This is a genomic window from Paenibacillus sp. FSL H7-0714 (genome assembly GCF_038003765.1).
In the GTDB taxonomy this organism is placed as follows: Bacteria; Bacillota; Bacilli; order Paenibacillales; family Paenibacillaceae; genus Paenibacillus_AQ.
Map to the genome: position 1 here is coordinate 5,661,604 of NZ_JBBOPT010000001.1, position 15,475 is coordinate 5,677,078.

The following is a 15,475-nucleotide window of genomic DNA, read 5'->3' on the forward strand; positions in this document are numbered from 1 at the left end:
ACTACTCCGCTCCTTGCCCTATTGCATGATCCGATTCACTGTATATACATCCTTGACTCGTTTCACTTTATCTACAACGGATTGCAGATGTTCCGTGTTACGAATGAGAATGGTCATATGAATCATTGCCATTTTATTCTTGTCAGAGCGCCCAGTGACCGCAGAAATGTTCGTTTTACTCTCGGAAACTGCCTGCAGCACTTCATTGAGCAGTCCATTACGATCATGACCTGTAATCTCAATATCCACACTGTAGTTTGCTTCCATCGTACCTTCCCATTCCACTTCAATCACCCTTGCTGCTTCTTCTCCGTCACCTTCACCCGGAATATTAGGACAATCCTGGCGATGTACAGATACACCCCGGCCCCGTGTAACATACCCTACAATGTCGTCACCCGGTACCGGATTACAACATCGTGCAAAACGGACAAGTAAATTTTCAATTCCCTTTACACTAACACCATTGGTTGGTTGATTACGTTTTTCGCCGGAAGACTTGATCTCCTTCATCTCTGAAGTAAGCTCTAAATGATTAGCAGCTTCTTCCTGCTCTTTGCGCAGCTTTTCCGTCAAACGGGAAGCAATCTGCGAAGCGGTAATCCCACCAAATCCAACGGCAGACAGCATATCCTCAACATCGTTAAAAGCAAATTTCTTCGCTGCTTCTAAAAGCTTATCATCAGAAATCCACTCAGAAACTTCGACATTCAGACGCTTCAGCTCACGTTCAATCGCTTCGCGACCTTTTTCGACATTTTCCTCACGTTTCTCTTTTTTGAACCATTGCTTAATTTTGCTTCGCGCATGTGAGGATTGAGCAATCTTGAGCCAGTCGCGGCTTGGTCCGTACGAATGCTTCGATGTCAGTATCTCTACAATATCTCCCGTCTTCAACTTGTGATCTAACGGTACGATCCGCCCGTTCACCTTAGAACCAATCGTACGATTACCCACTTCGGTATGAATACGGAATGCGAAATCAAGTGGTACAGAACCCGCAGGAAGCTCAATAACCTCGCCTTTAGGCGTAAACACGAACACAAGATCCGAGAAAAAGTCCATTTTGAGTGATTTTACGAACTCTTCGGCATCCTTGGCCTCATGCTGAAGCTCCAATATTTCGCGAAAAAAAGGCATCCGATTCTCAGGATTCACATTATTGCTGGTTCCTTCTTTGTATGCCCAGTGTGCTGCTATCCCAAATTCAGCCGTACGATGCATTTCCCAAGTGCGAATTTGCACTTCGGTTGGCTCTCCGCCAGGACCTACCACTGTAGTATGCAAAGATTGATACATATTGGCTTTGGGCATAGCTATATAATCTTTAAATCGACCTGGCATTGGCTTCCAAAGGGTATGAATAATTCCGAGGGTTGCATAACAATCCTTGATATTATCCACAATGATACGGATGGCCAGCAGGTCATAGATCTCATTAAACTGTTTGTTTTTCGTACTCATTTTGTTATAGACACTGTAGATATGCTTCGGACGACCTGAAAGATCACCTTCAATGCCCATTTCATCTAGCTTGGCACGAATACGGCCAATTACGCTGTCGATAAATTGCTCACGTTCAGCCCGCTTCTTATGCACTAGATTAGCAATGCGATAATACTGCTGCGGATTCAAGTAACGAAGCGCAATATCCTCCATCTCCCACTTAATCGCGGAAATCCCCAAACGATCAGCCACAGGACAGAAAATCTCCAGCGTTTCGTAAGAAATACGTCGCTGGCTCTCTTCAGATTGGTACTTTAACGTACGCATATTATGCAGACGATCCGCTAGTTTGATAACGATGACCCGGATATCCTGCGCCATCGCAATAAACATCTTACGGTAATTCTCGTTCTGCTGCTCTTCCTTTGAGCGAAAACGGATGCGTTCCAGCTTAGTTAAGCCATCGACAAGCATCGCGCAGGTATCGCCAAATTTCGTGCGGATTTGTTCCAATGAGACCGTCGTATCTTCCACAACATCATGCAAAAGCGCCGCAACAATAGATATAACATCCATTTGCATATTGACGACAATATCTGCCACCGCCAGCGGATGCAGAATGTATGGCTCCCCCGACTTGCGGATCTGCCCGTGATGAGCCTGATCGGCAAATTCATAAGCTTCCCGGATGCGGAGAAGATCTTTATCTTTTATATAGGCGCCAGCCTTATCAATTAATCGCTCTATGCCCATTCTCGTCGTATCCGTTTCCTTTCTATAATAAAATGAACCCGCAATCATTCTGAAATCTGCAGGTTCCAATCATTTCGCAAGCAACTTACGCTCTTGTTCAAAGTTGTCTATAATTATGACGCTTACGAGGGATTACGTCAACACTTGCCATCTCATGGTACTCAAGAAGTAAAAGTTATGAAAATCGGACAAATTAATAACACTTGTGAAAATGTTGTTGTAAAAATGTCCAGTTCTATTTAATCTAGTAAAGGCGGATTTTCGCTGGACAACATCATATCCATTAAGAAAGAGGAGTGAACTCCATTGCAACGCGAAATTCAAGTTAATGAAAAACTTCCATGGGGCCCCGGTTTTCTATTAAGCCTACAGCATTTGTTCGCCATGTTTGGCAGTACAGTGCTAGTGCCTAACTTGTTCGGGGTTGACCCTGGCATGATTTTGCTGATGAACGGTATCGGCACACTGCTATACATTTGGATTTGCCGTGGTAAAATACCTGCTTACCTTGGCTCCAGCTTTGCATTTATCGCACCCGTATTATCAGTGCTTGCTGATCATAAAGATGATCATATGAAAGGGTACTCGCTTGCTTTGGGCGCTTTCATCATCACAGGTGTTATCTTTGTGCTCGTTGCTTTGATCATCCGTTATGCAGGAACAAAATGGATCGATGTTGTCTTCCCGCCAGCAGTAATGGGAGCTATCGTAGCAACGATCGGACTTGAACTTGTGCCTGTTGCCGCGCGAATGGCAGGACTTATTGCCCCTGAAGGTGTTGCAGTTGCAGACTGGACTCCAGATGGCAAAGCAATCACACTTTCTATGGTGACACTGGGCGTAACCGTAATTGGAGCTGTACTCTTCCGCGGTTTCCCAAAAATCATTCACATCCTCATCGGTATCGTAACTGGTTATGGCTTAGCTTATATTATGAAAATGGTGGATACTGCTGCAATATCTAATGCGAATTTTTTAGCTCACCCTACCATTGTTACTCCATCCTTCGATTGGAATGTAATCCTGACTATCATCCCAGTATCGCTAGTAGTAATCGTTGAACATATTGGACACTTACTTGTAACCAGCAATATTGTTGGCAGAGATCTGGCTAAAGACCCTGGACTTGACCGCTCCCTGATGGGTAACGGGATATCTACAATTATCTCCGGTTTTATCGGTTCTACTCCAAATACAACCTACGGTGAGAATATCGGGGTTATGGCATTAACTAAAGTTTATTCTGTATATGTGATCGGTGGCGCAGCAGTGATTGCGATTCTGCTATCGTTCTCCGGAACTTTCTCCTCCGTTATCGCTAACATCCCAACACCTGTAATGGGTGGTGTATCACTACTTTTGTTCGGTGTAATTGCCGCATCCGGTCTACGAATCTTCGTAGAGCAAAAAGTTGATTTTTCCAAAGCCACTAACATGATTATGGCTACGTTGGTGCTTGTTGTCGGAATTAGTGGTACAACCCTTACTATGGGTAGCGTAAAACTCAGTGGTATGGCTCTAGCTACGATTGTTGGTATCGTTCTAGCCCTATTCTTCAAACTCATTGAAGTTCTTGGACTGTCTAATGAAGGTGGAGAAAGCGATAAAGCTGCTCACTAATTTATTTATGAATTAATAATTCAAAAAGACTGCTCCAGATCCATTTTATGGATTGGGCAGTCTTTTTTCGTATCTCTTTTGACCAAAAAATCGAAAAACAGCAACCCTCCGCTAGTAGTAACAGAGAATTGCTGTTGTTTGCACTTTTCCACATTATTCGATACATAAATCCCGATTTATTTCCCGGGAAAAGACAAGTTTATCGCATTAATCTTCGTAATCAACTAATGTAATAACTTCAATTCCAGAAAGCTTATTACGTCCAGCAAGCTCAACTAATTCAATCAAAAACGCTGCGCCTACCACTTTACCACCAAGCTGCTCCACAAGGTTAACCGAAGTAGCTATAGTACCTCCTGTTGCTAACAAATCATCAGCAATCAATACATTTTGTCCAGGCTTAATGGCATCCGTGTGAACAGCAAGTGTGTCTTTACCATATTCAAGATCATATCCAACCTCGATAGTCTCATACGGCAGTTTACCACTCTTACGAATCGGCACAAAACCTACGCCCAATGCATAAGCAAGAGGTGCACCAACTACAAAACCACGTGCTTCCGGTCCAGCGATCACATCGATTTCTAAGTGGGATACAAGAGCTTTCAAGGCATCAATTGCCTGGCGATATGCATCACCATCTTTTAACAAGGTGGTGATATCTTTAAAACTAATACCTTCTTTTGGGAAGTCAGGAATCACGCGAATACTATCTTTAAAATCCAAATTTTTCATCTCCTAAAAGTTTTGTTAGCATATGCTACTTTGTGTTCGGTTCGACAAAACTTACTTCGTAAGCGTCTGCTTTGTTTTGTTAGCATATGCTACTTTGAGTCCGGTTCGACAAAACTTACTTCGTAAGCGTCTGCTTTGTTTTGTTAGCATATGCTACTTTGAGTCCGTTTCGGCAAAACTTGCTTCGTAAGCGTCTGCTTTGTTTTGTTTAGTCTTTATGATACGCCTAAACGGCGTGATAACATCCAATCCTGCAGTTCAGACAAGCTACCTTCCATGAAGTACTGCTCCATTTCCGCCATCTGCCCCAGTCTAACAAAATGTCTTGATGCTGTAAGGCTTTTAGCTGTAGGCTGCGTAATAAAGGTCACACTTCCTTGACTTCTTTCGATAAAATCCAGCTCCTCGAACACATCTAGCATATTACTAAGCATTCGAATACTTAATGAGGATTGTCGACTTAGCCGCAGCAGCACTTCATGTTCTGGCGTTGCAACAGCAGTGATCGAAGCCAGCAATTTATAGAGTATTTTAAAATGATCCCGTGTCGGAATGATAAGTCGTTCTCGGCCATCCTTTATAGAATGCAATAACGCAATATTATCAGCATTAGGAAAAGCCTTTAGTAACGCGTCTAGTTGTTCAGGAGTCTCCGGCATATCCAGTAGACATAACAGTGAGACATGCCCTGACTCCTGAATCGAATCATCCTTAATAGCGGCGCTAATGCCAGCTTCTTTATCATATACCCAGAAGGACATTCCTATCAATTCAGTCTGTGAAGACATACGTCCACTCTGGAATACTGCTGCAGCACGATATGGGCCAGCACCACTATAGGGAAGTAGCAGCTCTCTAATATGCGCAGCCTGCCGCACAGCGTCAGCAGCACCACGAAGATCAAATAATTGAGCATCCTGAACTGATAAATCCTGTAGCATCAGCTGTGGTTTCCTTGAGCCATTCCATTCGTTGATCGACAGTTCAGCCAGCACATTGATCGGGGTGCCCACAGGGAGCAGCTTAGCCAAATCCCCTTTACCAAAAGCCAAGGCTTCGATCGTACTCTTACCCTGTTGCAAGACGATCTTCAAGTGTTTTCCTTCTTGCCCCATGGTGCGTGTCTCTTTCACTGTAGCCCCGCGAATGATGAACTTTGGCAATGGATTCGACATCCCGAAAGGTGCAAGCCTTTCCAATTCAAGCGCGGTCTGTAGGGACAAATCGGAAATCGACACTTCTGCATCAGCAGAAGTAACAGGAACGAAATGCTCCGGTGTTAACACAGTAGCAGCGTATTCATTTAATGCCGCAGCGAAGGCTTCTAAGCCGTCCCGATGCAGACTCATTCCCGCGGCTGCTGGATGACCACCGAAATGATCCATTAAGTTAGAACAAGAGGATAACGCCGCATATATATCAAGTCCAGGAATAGAGCGGGCAGAACCTTTGCACATGCCGGTCTCCGGATGAATATCCAGAATAATCACAGGTCGATAGTAACGCTCCAGCAGTTTGGAAGCCACTATACCTACCACACCCACATTCCAGCCTTGTTCAGCAAGGACTATGATGTCTGGTATTTCTCCACCCTGAGTCATCTGCTCCAGTTTTGCAGTGGCCTCCACTACAATTCTTTCTACGACCAATTGGCGTTCTTTATTAAGCAGATCAAGCTCCCCAGCCAGTTGCTCTGCCTCATCAGTATGCTCGGTTGTAAGCAACGCCACTGCCCGTCCAGCATGATCCAGACGACCACTCGCATTGATACGAGGCGCCATTCCAAAAGCGATATTAACCGCACTCACAGTACTCATGGTCACGCCGCTAACACCGAGTAAGGCACGAATACCTGGGAATCGAGAATTTCGCATACTCACCAAACCGTTTCGAACAATCTCACGATTCTCACCCAGCAGCGGCATTAAATCTGCTACAGTACCGATAGCAGCTATCTCTGCCCATTCTTCGGGAGTTTCCTCCCCTAGCATAGCCTGGGCGAGCTTATAAGCTACACCTACACCTGCCAATCCTTTGAACGGGTAGGGGCAGTCGGGCAGCTTCGGATTAATCAACGTATAAGCCTCTGGGAGAAGCTCTGGTGGCTCATGGTGATCCGTAACAATCACATCAATCCCGAGTTCATTAGCGTAAGCAATCTGATGATAGGCGCTAATGCCAGTATCTACAGTAATGATCAAGGATACACTCTGCTGTAAAGCCCAATCCAAAGCATGATTATGCAGCCCATAGCCTTCATTAGAACGGTGCGGGATATAAATATCAAAGGAAGCGCCTAAGTAACGCAGCAAATGAATCATTAATGCTGTACTGGACACACCATCAGCGTCGTAATCGCCGTAAATCAGAATATGTTCTTCTTCTTTTAAAGCCTTTCTAATTCTGGGAACCGCTTCGGCCATTCCTTTTAGAAGGAACGGATCATGCGGAGCTTCCACACCGCCATCCATGAACGATAGAGCCTCATGTGGCGTATCAATTCCTCTAGTCACTAATAGTGAGGATAAGAGCGGAGAAATAGAAAGGCTCCGGGCCATATCCCTTACGACGTCGGGATCGGCTGCCGGAGATTGCCATCTTGTTTTTGAATAAAGCAATAGCGCTCACCTTTCTCTCACCTTGCGAACTACTGAAGCAGCGTCGGAATATCATTATCCACCAATTCATAATTACTTTTGTATGGATAACCAGGATCATAAGGAACTACGTCCATATGTACCTCACCAACATGAACAAACCTGTGCTGCAGCAACTTTCTTGCACATTCTGAAATATCCTGTGCTTCCATCACCGTAATACGCGGATTTACACTGATCTTCACTTGCAGATTCACATAATTCCCTTGCTCAAGTGCCTTCAAATGTTCTACACGAATAACACCATGAACACGTTGTACGGTTTCAATAAAATTAGCTGCCTCCTCAGAAGGTAGCTCCTGCGCATTCTTAACACTAACAGTATTAACAATGAGCAAATAACCTTTACGTAGAATTAAGCATCCTGTTAAAAGTGCAGCAATAGGGTCCATATAGAGTAGAGGATGCCAATAGGTACCCCCCATTGATAACGATATCCCAACTAATACTGTGATAGAAGTATACAAACTGAAACGATGACTATTGGCATAAGCAGCATGGCTGCCATCACCTATTTTTTTAAAGTACCGATATTGATATTGAAATACAGCTTCTTTAAGTACAATAGATAGTAAGACAGTTACAAGTGCAAGTTCTCCGCGAGTGGATGACTGTCCCTCGGTTAAGTCACGGATTGCAGAGAAGGCGATTTGCAGCCCCCCCATAAGAATTAATACCGAAAAAAGTATAGCTAAAAGCGGCTCCTTATTCCCTCGTCGCTCTTCTATCCGCTGCTTGCTCTTTCTGCTTTGTTCAGAGCGCCATGGGAGAATATCCGCCAATTTAGCTGCAGCATCTGCTCCAGAATATAATGCATCGCCCATTAAAGCCTTGCTACCTGAAATATAGCCAAAACTCCCCTTAGCTACTGCCAAAGTAACATCGCTGATGATCCCTGTCCAAGCAACCGTCTTGCTTTGCGGTGATCGTTCTTTATTCATACGAGGCCCCCCTTACCACTAGCAAGTAATCTCATGATGATACAATACACATGACATACTACCCCAAAGATTTCGAAAGCCGCGTCGCATTTGACGCGGCTTTCTTAAATTATAAAGTTGATGTTTTTTTCATTCAAGTGTAGCCATGTTATTTCTCTTGAGACATTACCCTTTAGCCGGGCTCTTTACCTTTATCTTCTCACGCTTTTTAAGCAGTAGCCAGACCGGACTTGCAATAAAGATAGAGGAGTACGCTCCGAATAGCAATCCGATAACCATCGCAAGCGAGAACATCTTGATGGACTCGCCTCCAAGAATCAACAGGAAGAACGCCGCAATAAATACGGTAAATGCTGTGTAAAGAGAACGCATAAGCGTTTGAGCCACACTCTTATTCACAAGCTCTTTTAAATCCTCATAGGTTTTTTGTTTACCAAAACGCAAATTCTCACGGATACGGTCAAAGATAACGATCGTATCATTGATGGAATAACCGATAATCGTAAGCACCGCAATAATAAACGTCAAATCCACTTCCAAGCGGAAGATGGAGAAGATTGCAACGACCATAAAGGCATCATGGATCAATGAAACAATAGCTGCCAATGCAAACCGCCATTCAAAACGAATACTTACATAAATGATAATCCCTAGACAAGAAATGAGAACCGCATAGATCGCATTGCGTGCAAGTTCTTTAGACATTTCAGTATCCACGGTGTTAATCTCAAACGATGCTTTTTCGTCCAGCTTCAAGATCTCTGCTTTAAGAGCTTCATCTTGTTGCTCATCGAGCACTTGATCATAACGAACGTTAACCCGTTCACTTCCTATCGTAATGCTTGGCTCACTTGAAATCCCAGTTTTTTCAACTGCTGAATTAACCTCTTCCAATGTCAAATTCTTAGACAGAGAGATATCAACATTAGATCCCGCTTTGAAATCAACGCTGTAATTCAATCCAAAGGTTGCTAGGAAAATCAAACCTGCCACTGTAAGGGCGATAGAAAAAACATAGAAAAATTTACTCAAATGTACGAAATCAAGCTCTTTCTTAAAGCGCACGAATATCACTCTCCTTAACACCGAAACTCTTCGGTTTGTTCAGCTTACCGGCTTTAACAAGCTGGCTAAGCAACCAGTGGGAGAAATAAAGATTCGTAGCGATACTCAGAACGATTTCCACGATCAGTACCAATGCGAAACCTTTGACTGCACCTGTACCGAAGGCGAACATGACACCTGCCACAATAACAGTTGTGACATTGGAGTCCATTACTGTCCGGAAAGAGGATTTATTACCTGCTTTAACAGAGGAAAGTACACTTTTACCACTGCGCATTTCTTCTCTTATCCGTTCATTTGTAATGATATTGGCATCGACGGCCATCCCTATACCCAGAATAAATGCGGCTATACCAGGCAACGTCAATGTGAAGTCTGCTAAGACAAAGACTACAATTAGCAGCCATGTATGCAAGATCAGCGCAAAACTAGCCAAGAGACCTGGCAAGCGATACATACCGATCATGAAGATAAGAATAATCAAAGAACCCAAAAGACCGGCTTTGATCGTTTGATCAAGCGATTGTTTACCAAGTGTTGCACCCACACTTTGGGAGTATTTCTCAGTAAGTTTCAGTGGCAACGCACCAAGATTAATAGTGTCAGCCAGTTCACGTGCTTCTTTAATTGTATACTGACCGGAAATAGACGCACTACCATCGGTAAGTACTGCTTGTACCGTAGGGTCAGATAGTTTGTTCTCATCCAAATAAATTGCGAGATTCTTTCCTAAGAGGCGTTTTGTAATCTCTGCGAATTTATCCTTGTCCTTTATTTTGATACTGATGATTGGCTGATTCAGATTATCCCGTCCAACCTCTGCCGCACCTTCAACAAAATCACTACCTACCAGTTCGATCTTGCTGTAAGTACCTTCAGCGTCACCTTCAGCAGCACTACGGAAAGTCAGAACTGCAGGCTCCTTCATCTTCTTACGAACCTCGGCTTCATCAGTAACGCCTGCAATTTTCAGACGAATACGGTCAGTACCTTCAGTTGTAACCTCTGGTTCACTGGTTCCGAGCGCATTGGCCCGTTTTTCCAAACTTTCTGCTGTTTTCAACAGTGAAGCTCGGGACAACGCTGCTCCCGCTTCCATAGGCTCTGCATGGTACAAAATCTCAAATCCGCCTTTCAGGTCAAGACCAAGTCTAACCTTGTCCAGCAGTCCAGGAGTAGTAAATGCCATGACGCCTGTCAAAACGAGCACGGTAATAATAAAGCCCATTAGTCTCTTCATGCTCTAGCTAGTTCCCCTTTCATTCACTCAATATTCCTATTATAGCTACACGTGAAATGACCGTCAATTCACAGCATAGTCATAGCTATACTCACACAAAGAAACGGCCGCCCCTGCACATATCAGCAAGACATCCGTTTATATAGGAGATGTGAAGTTATTATTATTCTCTTACTTTACTGCTTTATAAGGCTTTTCGCAAAGAAAAGAAGCGAGATGTGTATTGTTCAGTTCAACCCCCGATAAGCTGCAAGAGTCAAATAAGTCATGTAACTATTGGCTTTTAAGGAATAAATATCATTTACCAGCTTATGTAAGGGAGGCATTCCGTCCTTATCATAATTACGACTGATACAATCCCAAATATCCTTGCTGGTTACATACTCATAGCCGAGGAGCCGGAATTCTTCAGCTTTGCTGCGGCACATGGCTTCGATTTCTTCACTATGTTGATCATGATTCCACTGTTCCGATTCCACGTGATGACACCTCCAAAGATCGCTCGTGTTCGTATGCTTACCATAGGTATTCGACCCAAGTTCTCTGCTTTCCTCCTTCCGTCATAAAAAGTTACAACTACTAAAACAAGGCATGCCGGGATAGGGGTATAGCATATCCATAAGAATAGACAAGTTGGCCAGCGTTTCATTTCATTTGGGGAAGAAGGCGTGACCTTTGAGGAAACAGAGCTTTATACAAGGAACTTTAATCTTGCTTGCCGCCGGCATCATTAATCGAATGCTTGGATTTATACCCCGAATTGCTTTGCCACGCATCATTGGAGCAGAAGGTGTGGGTCTATATCAGCTCGCGTACCCTTTCTTTATCGTACTGGCTACTGTTATCACAGGCGGACTTCCCCTAGCAATTGCAAAGATGGTAGCGGAAGCAGAGGGAGAGAACCGCCCTGAGAAATCGCGGCAAATTTTACGGACTGGCCTTACTCTTAGTGTCGGACTAGGAATCTTCTTTACCATTGTTGCGCTGGTCAGTGCTTCATGGGTCTCCAATGTGATCTTAACAGACCACAGAGTTTATTATACTTTTATTGCCATGATCCCAATGATTGGAATTGTTGCTGTATCTGCAATATACCGCGGGTATTTTCAAGGTAGGCAGAACATGATTCCTTCCGCACTTTCTTCCGTTTTTGAGTCTATCGTGCGAATATTTTTTATGCTGTGGTTCTCTTGGCTGCTGTTACCTAAAGGTATCGCTTTTGCAGCTGCAGGGGCGATGCTAGGCGTAACGGTGGGAGAGATTGGCGGAATGTTAGCCATTCTGTGGCAATATTATGTCATCACGAAAAAGGATAAAAAAACAACCCCCATCCTAGAACAGCAAACGATTGAGAAGGAAGTTATACCTCCTGATCCAGATGCCGTACAATTAACTTCCCCCATACTACGGCGTTTACTAGGTGTATCAATTCCTGTTACGGCAAGCCGGCTTGTCGGTTCTTTTTCCTATCTACTGGAATCTATAATTACCGTACGTAGTCTTGCACTAGCCGGAATCGCAACAGCCGCCGCGACTGCTCAATATGGGTCTTTACAAGGAATGGTTATCCCCTTACTGCTACTTCCCGGTGCGTTAACTTCCTCTCTCGCAGTGTCTTTGGTTCCCTCCTTATCCGAGGCTGCCGCGAGAAAGGACTTGCCTACCATTCACAAACGAATGCACCAAGCTCTTCGACTCGCTCTTGTAACAGGGGCTCCCTTTGCTGTTCTTATGTATGTACTGGCAGTCCCACTATGCAACTTGTTATACGGAAATCCGGACACCGCTCCTATGCTAAAACTAATGGCCCCTTTCGCTTTGTTCATCTATGTTCAAGCACCCTTACAAGCTGCACTTCAAGCTATGGACAGACCGGGAAGGGCACTCATCAATACTCTTATTGGGGCAGTAGTCAAAATCATTCTGATTGTTATATTAGCTTCACAGCCAGAATACGGAATCTACGGCGCAATCATCGCCATTATTGTGAACAGCGTTCTTGTTACTCTGCTGCACGGGTACAGCGTAGTCAGTCTAATTTCATTATCCTTACGAATAACCGATACCATTAAGACTTTATGTGCAATGATCATTATGGGAGCAGGCGTGCGTTATGTATACATCTCCATTCCCATTGCAGAAGCACAATGGATTCAATTTTTATTTGCCTCTGCGGTAGGAATGGCCCTGTATTTCGGTCTCAGTCTATTAGCTGGCCTTATTTCCCTTCGTGATTTGGATCGACTGCCTTTCATTAAGCGTTGGCTTTAGAATGGTTAGCGATTATCCAAACGGTCAACATAAACTCGGCCTTTATGGTCTATGGAGCAAAGAAATACATCCCGAAAATCTGATACACCCTTTTGGCGGATCTGTGTTCTTAACCAGAACCTTGTTTTTCCTATCATCTCTAAATTATGATCCTGGACCTTTCCATCCATAATCAATGGAATAGGAAGCCCTTCATATCTGATTTTGTTCTTTGGCAGTTTAACTTTCTGACTGCTTACATCAGCATCCTCATCGGTCTTATTGTTCTCAGCAACTGAACTGCTATTGCCTGTTTGATTGGAAGATGAAAGTCCTTTGTCTTTCTCGATAACGGTAAGCTGACCACTGGGCTCCAGAATCGCAAATTCCACATCAGCAGGACTAGCGATGTTCTGACCACGCAATTGCTGCAACAGATCATCAATATTGTACCTTTGTTTACGCATCTCTCCCCGGTGCAGCTTGCCTCCAGAAATAAGTATGCTCGGTTTACCGTCCATTAACAGCCGAATCTTTCTACTCTTAAGACTGAGCTGAGCAACCACAACTTGAATGATAACCAGTGTGGCCATCGGAACCAGACCTTCGTAAATCGGGCGATTAATATCCTCGATCACAAAAACAGCAATCTCAGCAATCATAATTGAGATCGTTAGATCAAATACAGACAGCTTACCGATTTCCCTCTTCCCCATGATACGCATGCACAGGAATATGAAGAAATACATCAGCACGGTCAAGAAAATATGGGTAGTGATATGCTGGGACATATAGCTTCGCTCCCCTCCACTCTCACCCGCAGACTTGTTTTCTCGGGCGGATTAATGTAACCCTATTCTGACCGCTCAGCACAGGGAACATTCGGAAGTTCACATATTAATTAATGGTAAAAAGGCTACAATGCCCATTCTTGTACTATTGGGGCAAGCCTCCCCATACAATGAATAATAACTTATGTAGATTATTTTTCTAAAAAAAACTTTAGGAGGTTGTACCATGTATTTAATCCGGCGCCTGTTCTCATGGAGAATAGCCAATCCTGTATTGTCTGGCCTATGTCGATCATTCCTTTGGATGCTGCTTGGCGCGTTTGTCCTCTCTCTTTTATTATGGGGCAGCGGTCTGAAGGAGCAGGATCTCTCAATGTACACTTATATAGTGCACGGCATAGCCGCAGCATTCGGAGGACTAACCGCCGGTCGCAGAGCCACGAAAAAAGGCTGGTATCAAGGAAGTCTTACAGGAATCTTTTACGGGATTATCGTTCTGTTAATTGGATTTCTGGCACTGGATAGCTCACCCTCTGGTGTTGACCTTCTTTGGGTTCTAGCTGCGGCAGCAATTGGTGCACTTGGCGGAATGTTTGGGGTTAATTTACAGAAAAGCTAAAATTATTATTCCATAAAATTCGAAACATTCCTTGGAAATATGTTAAACTGTGATCATCTGACTTCATAAAGAGAATCAAGGAGGCTTCGAATGCTTTGTTTTACCAATCAATGAATCATATTGTTTTGTACACAGTTGCATTAGTAGTGATATTAGTATGGATTGGCGCTCGTCGAAATCCAATCATGGCATTAGTTGAAATCGGAAAAGAGATGCTGCGATCCTACAAGTTTTTGCTATTGATGGTAGGCATGTTTGGTGTACTGGTCTTGAATAAATACGAACTACAAATTGAAGAAAAAATGCATCTTACCTCAGACTATACATCATTTGTATTTGGGCTAGAGGGGCATTTTGTCCAAGCTGTTCAGGATATATTCTATAGTCCATGGCTAACGCCTATCATAGTTTTCTTCTACATTTTCATGCTTCAATCTGTACTAGCAGCTTCTCTAGGTGTCTATCTGTTAGATAAGAACCGTGTGATGCTGTACGCTACCTGCTATGCTATTATCATTAACTATGCTGTAGCAATTCCATTCTACCTTTACTTCCCTGTAAATGAGGTATGGTCCTATGTACCTGCAGGCGTTAGATTTACTATGCTGGATGTATTTCCGAAGTTTGAGCAAGAGTACCGCCCTCTATCCGGTCTCAACAACTGCTTCCCGAGTCTACATACGTCCATTTCCGTTACGATGGCATTACTGGCATTCCGTTCAGGAAACCGCCGGTGGATGGTCATTACGAGTATTTCCGCAGTCGTAATCGTCTTTGGTATATTCTATCTGGGCATTCATTGGCTTACAGATATGATAGGCGGCACTCTGCTAGCAGTCCTAGCTTCAACAGTTGGTGTACAGCTTGCCAAATTAACCTTACGGGGACGTGAAGAATCGCTCACCGTTCGCAGCCGAATAACGGATATGCGTTAAACCCATAGATCACGATGAAAGATGAACGTCAAAAAAGCGGTGTCATTCTCTTAATGAGAAGACACCGCTTTTTATGTACTTTTAAATAACGAAACTATACTTTCTCCTCCACGTCCGTGGCAACGGAGTGACTAATGGAACCGCGATCAAAGGTCAGTTTAGTTACATCATTGACCCGTAGAACCACGATATCATCGGAAATCTCCATGATCGTACCGTGAAGACCACCAATAGTAACGATTTTATCGCCCTTTTTCAGAGACTTCAACATTGCATTACGTGTTTTGGTCTTCTTCTGTTGCGGACGAATCAGCAAGAAGTAGAATACTACAAACATAAGTACGAATGGACCTACAAGACCCAGTATACTACCTCCGCCTGTTGCTGCTGCATATTGAAACATATTTCTCCCCCCTTTCAAAG

The 15,475-nt window shown here is 43.8% G+C and carries 13 protein-coding genes; 4 read left to right on the plus strand and 9 right to left on the minus strand.

Features of this window, described 5'->3' with window-relative positions; genetic code table 11:
- Positions 1-18: 18 nt before the first annotated feature.
- On the minus strand, positions 19-2,199 hold the full coding sequence (locus NST34_RS25445; RefSeq protein WP_076284873.1) for a RelA/SpoT family protein: 2,181 nt from the start codon (positions 2,197-2,199) through the stop codon (positions 19-21).
- A 306-nt stretch (positions 2,200-2,505) separates the two neighbouring features.
- Here NST34_RS25445 and uraA point away from each other — a divergent pair, with 306 nt between their 5' ends.
- Positions 2,506-3,819 carry a uracil permease gene (gene uraA, locus NST34_RS25450; protein WP_042191101.1) on the plus strand — a complete coding sequence of 438 codons (1,314 nt, stop codon included), beginning with the start codon at positions 2,506-2,508 and terminating at the stop codon, positions 3,817-3,819.
- Positions 3,820-4,026: 207 nt separating this feature from the next.
- On the opposite strand, the gene NST34_RS25455 is transcribed toward uraA, so the two are convergent.
- The 6 genes from NST34_RS25455 to NST34_RS25480 form a co-directional block, all read right to left on the minus strand.
- Entirely contained in the window at positions 4,027-4,545 is a 519-nt protein-coding gene (locus NST34_RS25455; RefSeq protein WP_042191103.1) for an adenine phosphoribosyltransferase, read from the minus strand.
- Between the two features lie 224 nt (positions 4,546-4,769).
- Positions 4,770-7,172 carry a single-stranded-DNA-specific exonuclease RecJ gene (gene recJ, locus NST34_RS25460; protein ID WP_341129020.1) on the minus strand — a complete coding sequence of 801 codons (2,403 nt, stop codon included), beginning with the start codon at positions 7,170-7,172 and terminating at the stop codon, positions 4,770-4,772.
- 29 nt (positions 7,173-7,201) lie between these two features.
- Positions 7,202-8,152, minus strand: coding sequence for a cation diffusion facilitator family transporter (locus tag NST34_RS25465; protein WP_042191108.1), 951 nt, complete (start codon positions 8,150-8,152; stop codon positions 7,202-7,204).
- 165 nt (positions 8,153-8,317) lie between these two features.
- A complete protein-coding gene (gene secF / locus NST34_RS25470; protein WP_076284843.1) occupies positions 8,318-9,217 on the minus strand; it encodes a protein translocase subunit SecF in 900 nt (299 codons plus the stop codon).
- Positions 9,207-10,457 carry a protein translocase subunit SecD gene (gene secD, locus NST34_RS25475; protein WP_042191112.1) on the minus strand — a complete coding sequence of 417 codons (1,251 nt, stop codon included), beginning with the start codon at positions 10,455-10,457 and terminating at the stop codon, positions 9,207-9,209. Before secD ends, secF begins: the two co-directional genes overlap by 11 nt.
- Positions 10,458-10,684: 227 nt before the next feature.
- Complete coding sequence (locus NST34_RS25480) at positions 10,685-10,936, minus strand: post-transcriptional regulator (protein WP_042191115.1); 252 nt, start codon at positions 10,934-10,936, stop codon at positions 10,685-10,687.
- Positions 10,937-11,132: 196 nt separating this feature from the next.
- Here NST34_RS25480 and spoVB point away from each other — a divergent pair, with 196 nt between their 5' ends.
- On the plus strand, positions 11,133-12,728 hold the full coding sequence (gene spoVB / locus NST34_RS25485; RefSeq protein WP_076284844.1) for a stage V sporulation protein B: 1,596 nt from the start codon (positions 11,133-11,135) through the stop codon (positions 12,726-12,728).
- 5 nt (positions 12,729-12,733) lie between these two features.
- Here spoVB and NST34_RS25490 read toward each other — a convergent pair whose 3' ends face one another.
- On the minus strand, positions 12,734-13,498 hold the full coding sequence (locus NST34_RS25490) for a DUF421 domain-containing protein (protein ID WP_076284845.1): 765 nt from the start codon (positions 13,496-13,498) through the stop codon (positions 12,734-12,736).
- Between the two features lie 226 nt (positions 13,499-13,724).
- On the opposite strand from NST34_RS25490, the gene NST34_RS25495 reads away from it, so the two are divergent.
- Both NST34_RS25495 and NST34_RS25500 read left to right on the plus strand, forming a co-directional pair.
- Positions 13,725-14,117: a TIGR04086 family membrane protein gene (locus tag NST34_RS25495; RefSeq protein WP_341129021.1), complete on the plus strand. Its 393-nt coding sequence runs from the start codon at positions 13,725-13,727 to the stop codon at positions 14,115-14,117.
- A 95-nt stretch (positions 14,118-14,212) separates the two neighbouring features.
- On the plus strand, positions 14,213-15,052 hold the full coding sequence (locus NST34_RS25500; protein ID WP_256990033.1) for a phosphatase PAP2 family protein: 840 nt from the start codon (positions 14,213-14,215) through the stop codon (positions 15,050-15,052).
- A 94-nt stretch (positions 15,053-15,146) separates the two neighbouring features.
- On the opposite strand, the gene yajC is transcribed toward NST34_RS25500, so the two are convergent.
- Positions 15,147-15,455, minus strand: a complete 309-nt coding sequence (gene yajC, locus NST34_RS25505; RefSeq protein WP_042191123.1) for a preprotein translocase subunit YajC — start codon at positions 15,453-15,455, stop codon at positions 15,147-15,149.
- Between the last annotated feature and the right edge of the window lie 20 nt (positions 15,456-15,475).

What these genes read in the sequence shown, in the direction of transcription:
- NST34_RS25445 (WP_076284873.1), bottom strand. Translation starts at nt 2,199, where the DNA reads ATGGGCATAGAGCGATTAATTGATAAGGCTGGCGCCTATATAAAAGAT.
- NST34_RS25490 (WP_076284845.1), bottom strand. Translation starts at nt 13,498, where the DNA reads ATGTCCCAGCATATCACTACCCATATTTTCTTGACCGTGCTGATGTAT.
- NST34_RS25495 (WP_341129021.1), top strand. Translation starts at nt 13,725, where the DNA reads ATGTATTTAATCCGGCGCCTGTTCTCATGGAGAATAGCCAATCCTGTA.
- yajC (WP_042191123.1), bottom strand. Translation starts at nt 15,455, where the DNA reads ATGTTTCAATATGCAGCAGCAACAGGCGGAGGTAGTATACTGGGTCTT.
- secD (WP_042191112.1), bottom strand. Translation starts at nt 10,457, where the DNA reads ATGAAGAGACTAATGGGCTTTATTATTACCGTGCTCGTTTTGACAGGC.
- NST34_RS25465 (WP_042191108.1), bottom strand. Translation starts at nt 8,152, where the DNA reads ATGAATAAAGAACGATCACCGCAAAGCAAGACGGTTGCTTGGACAGGG.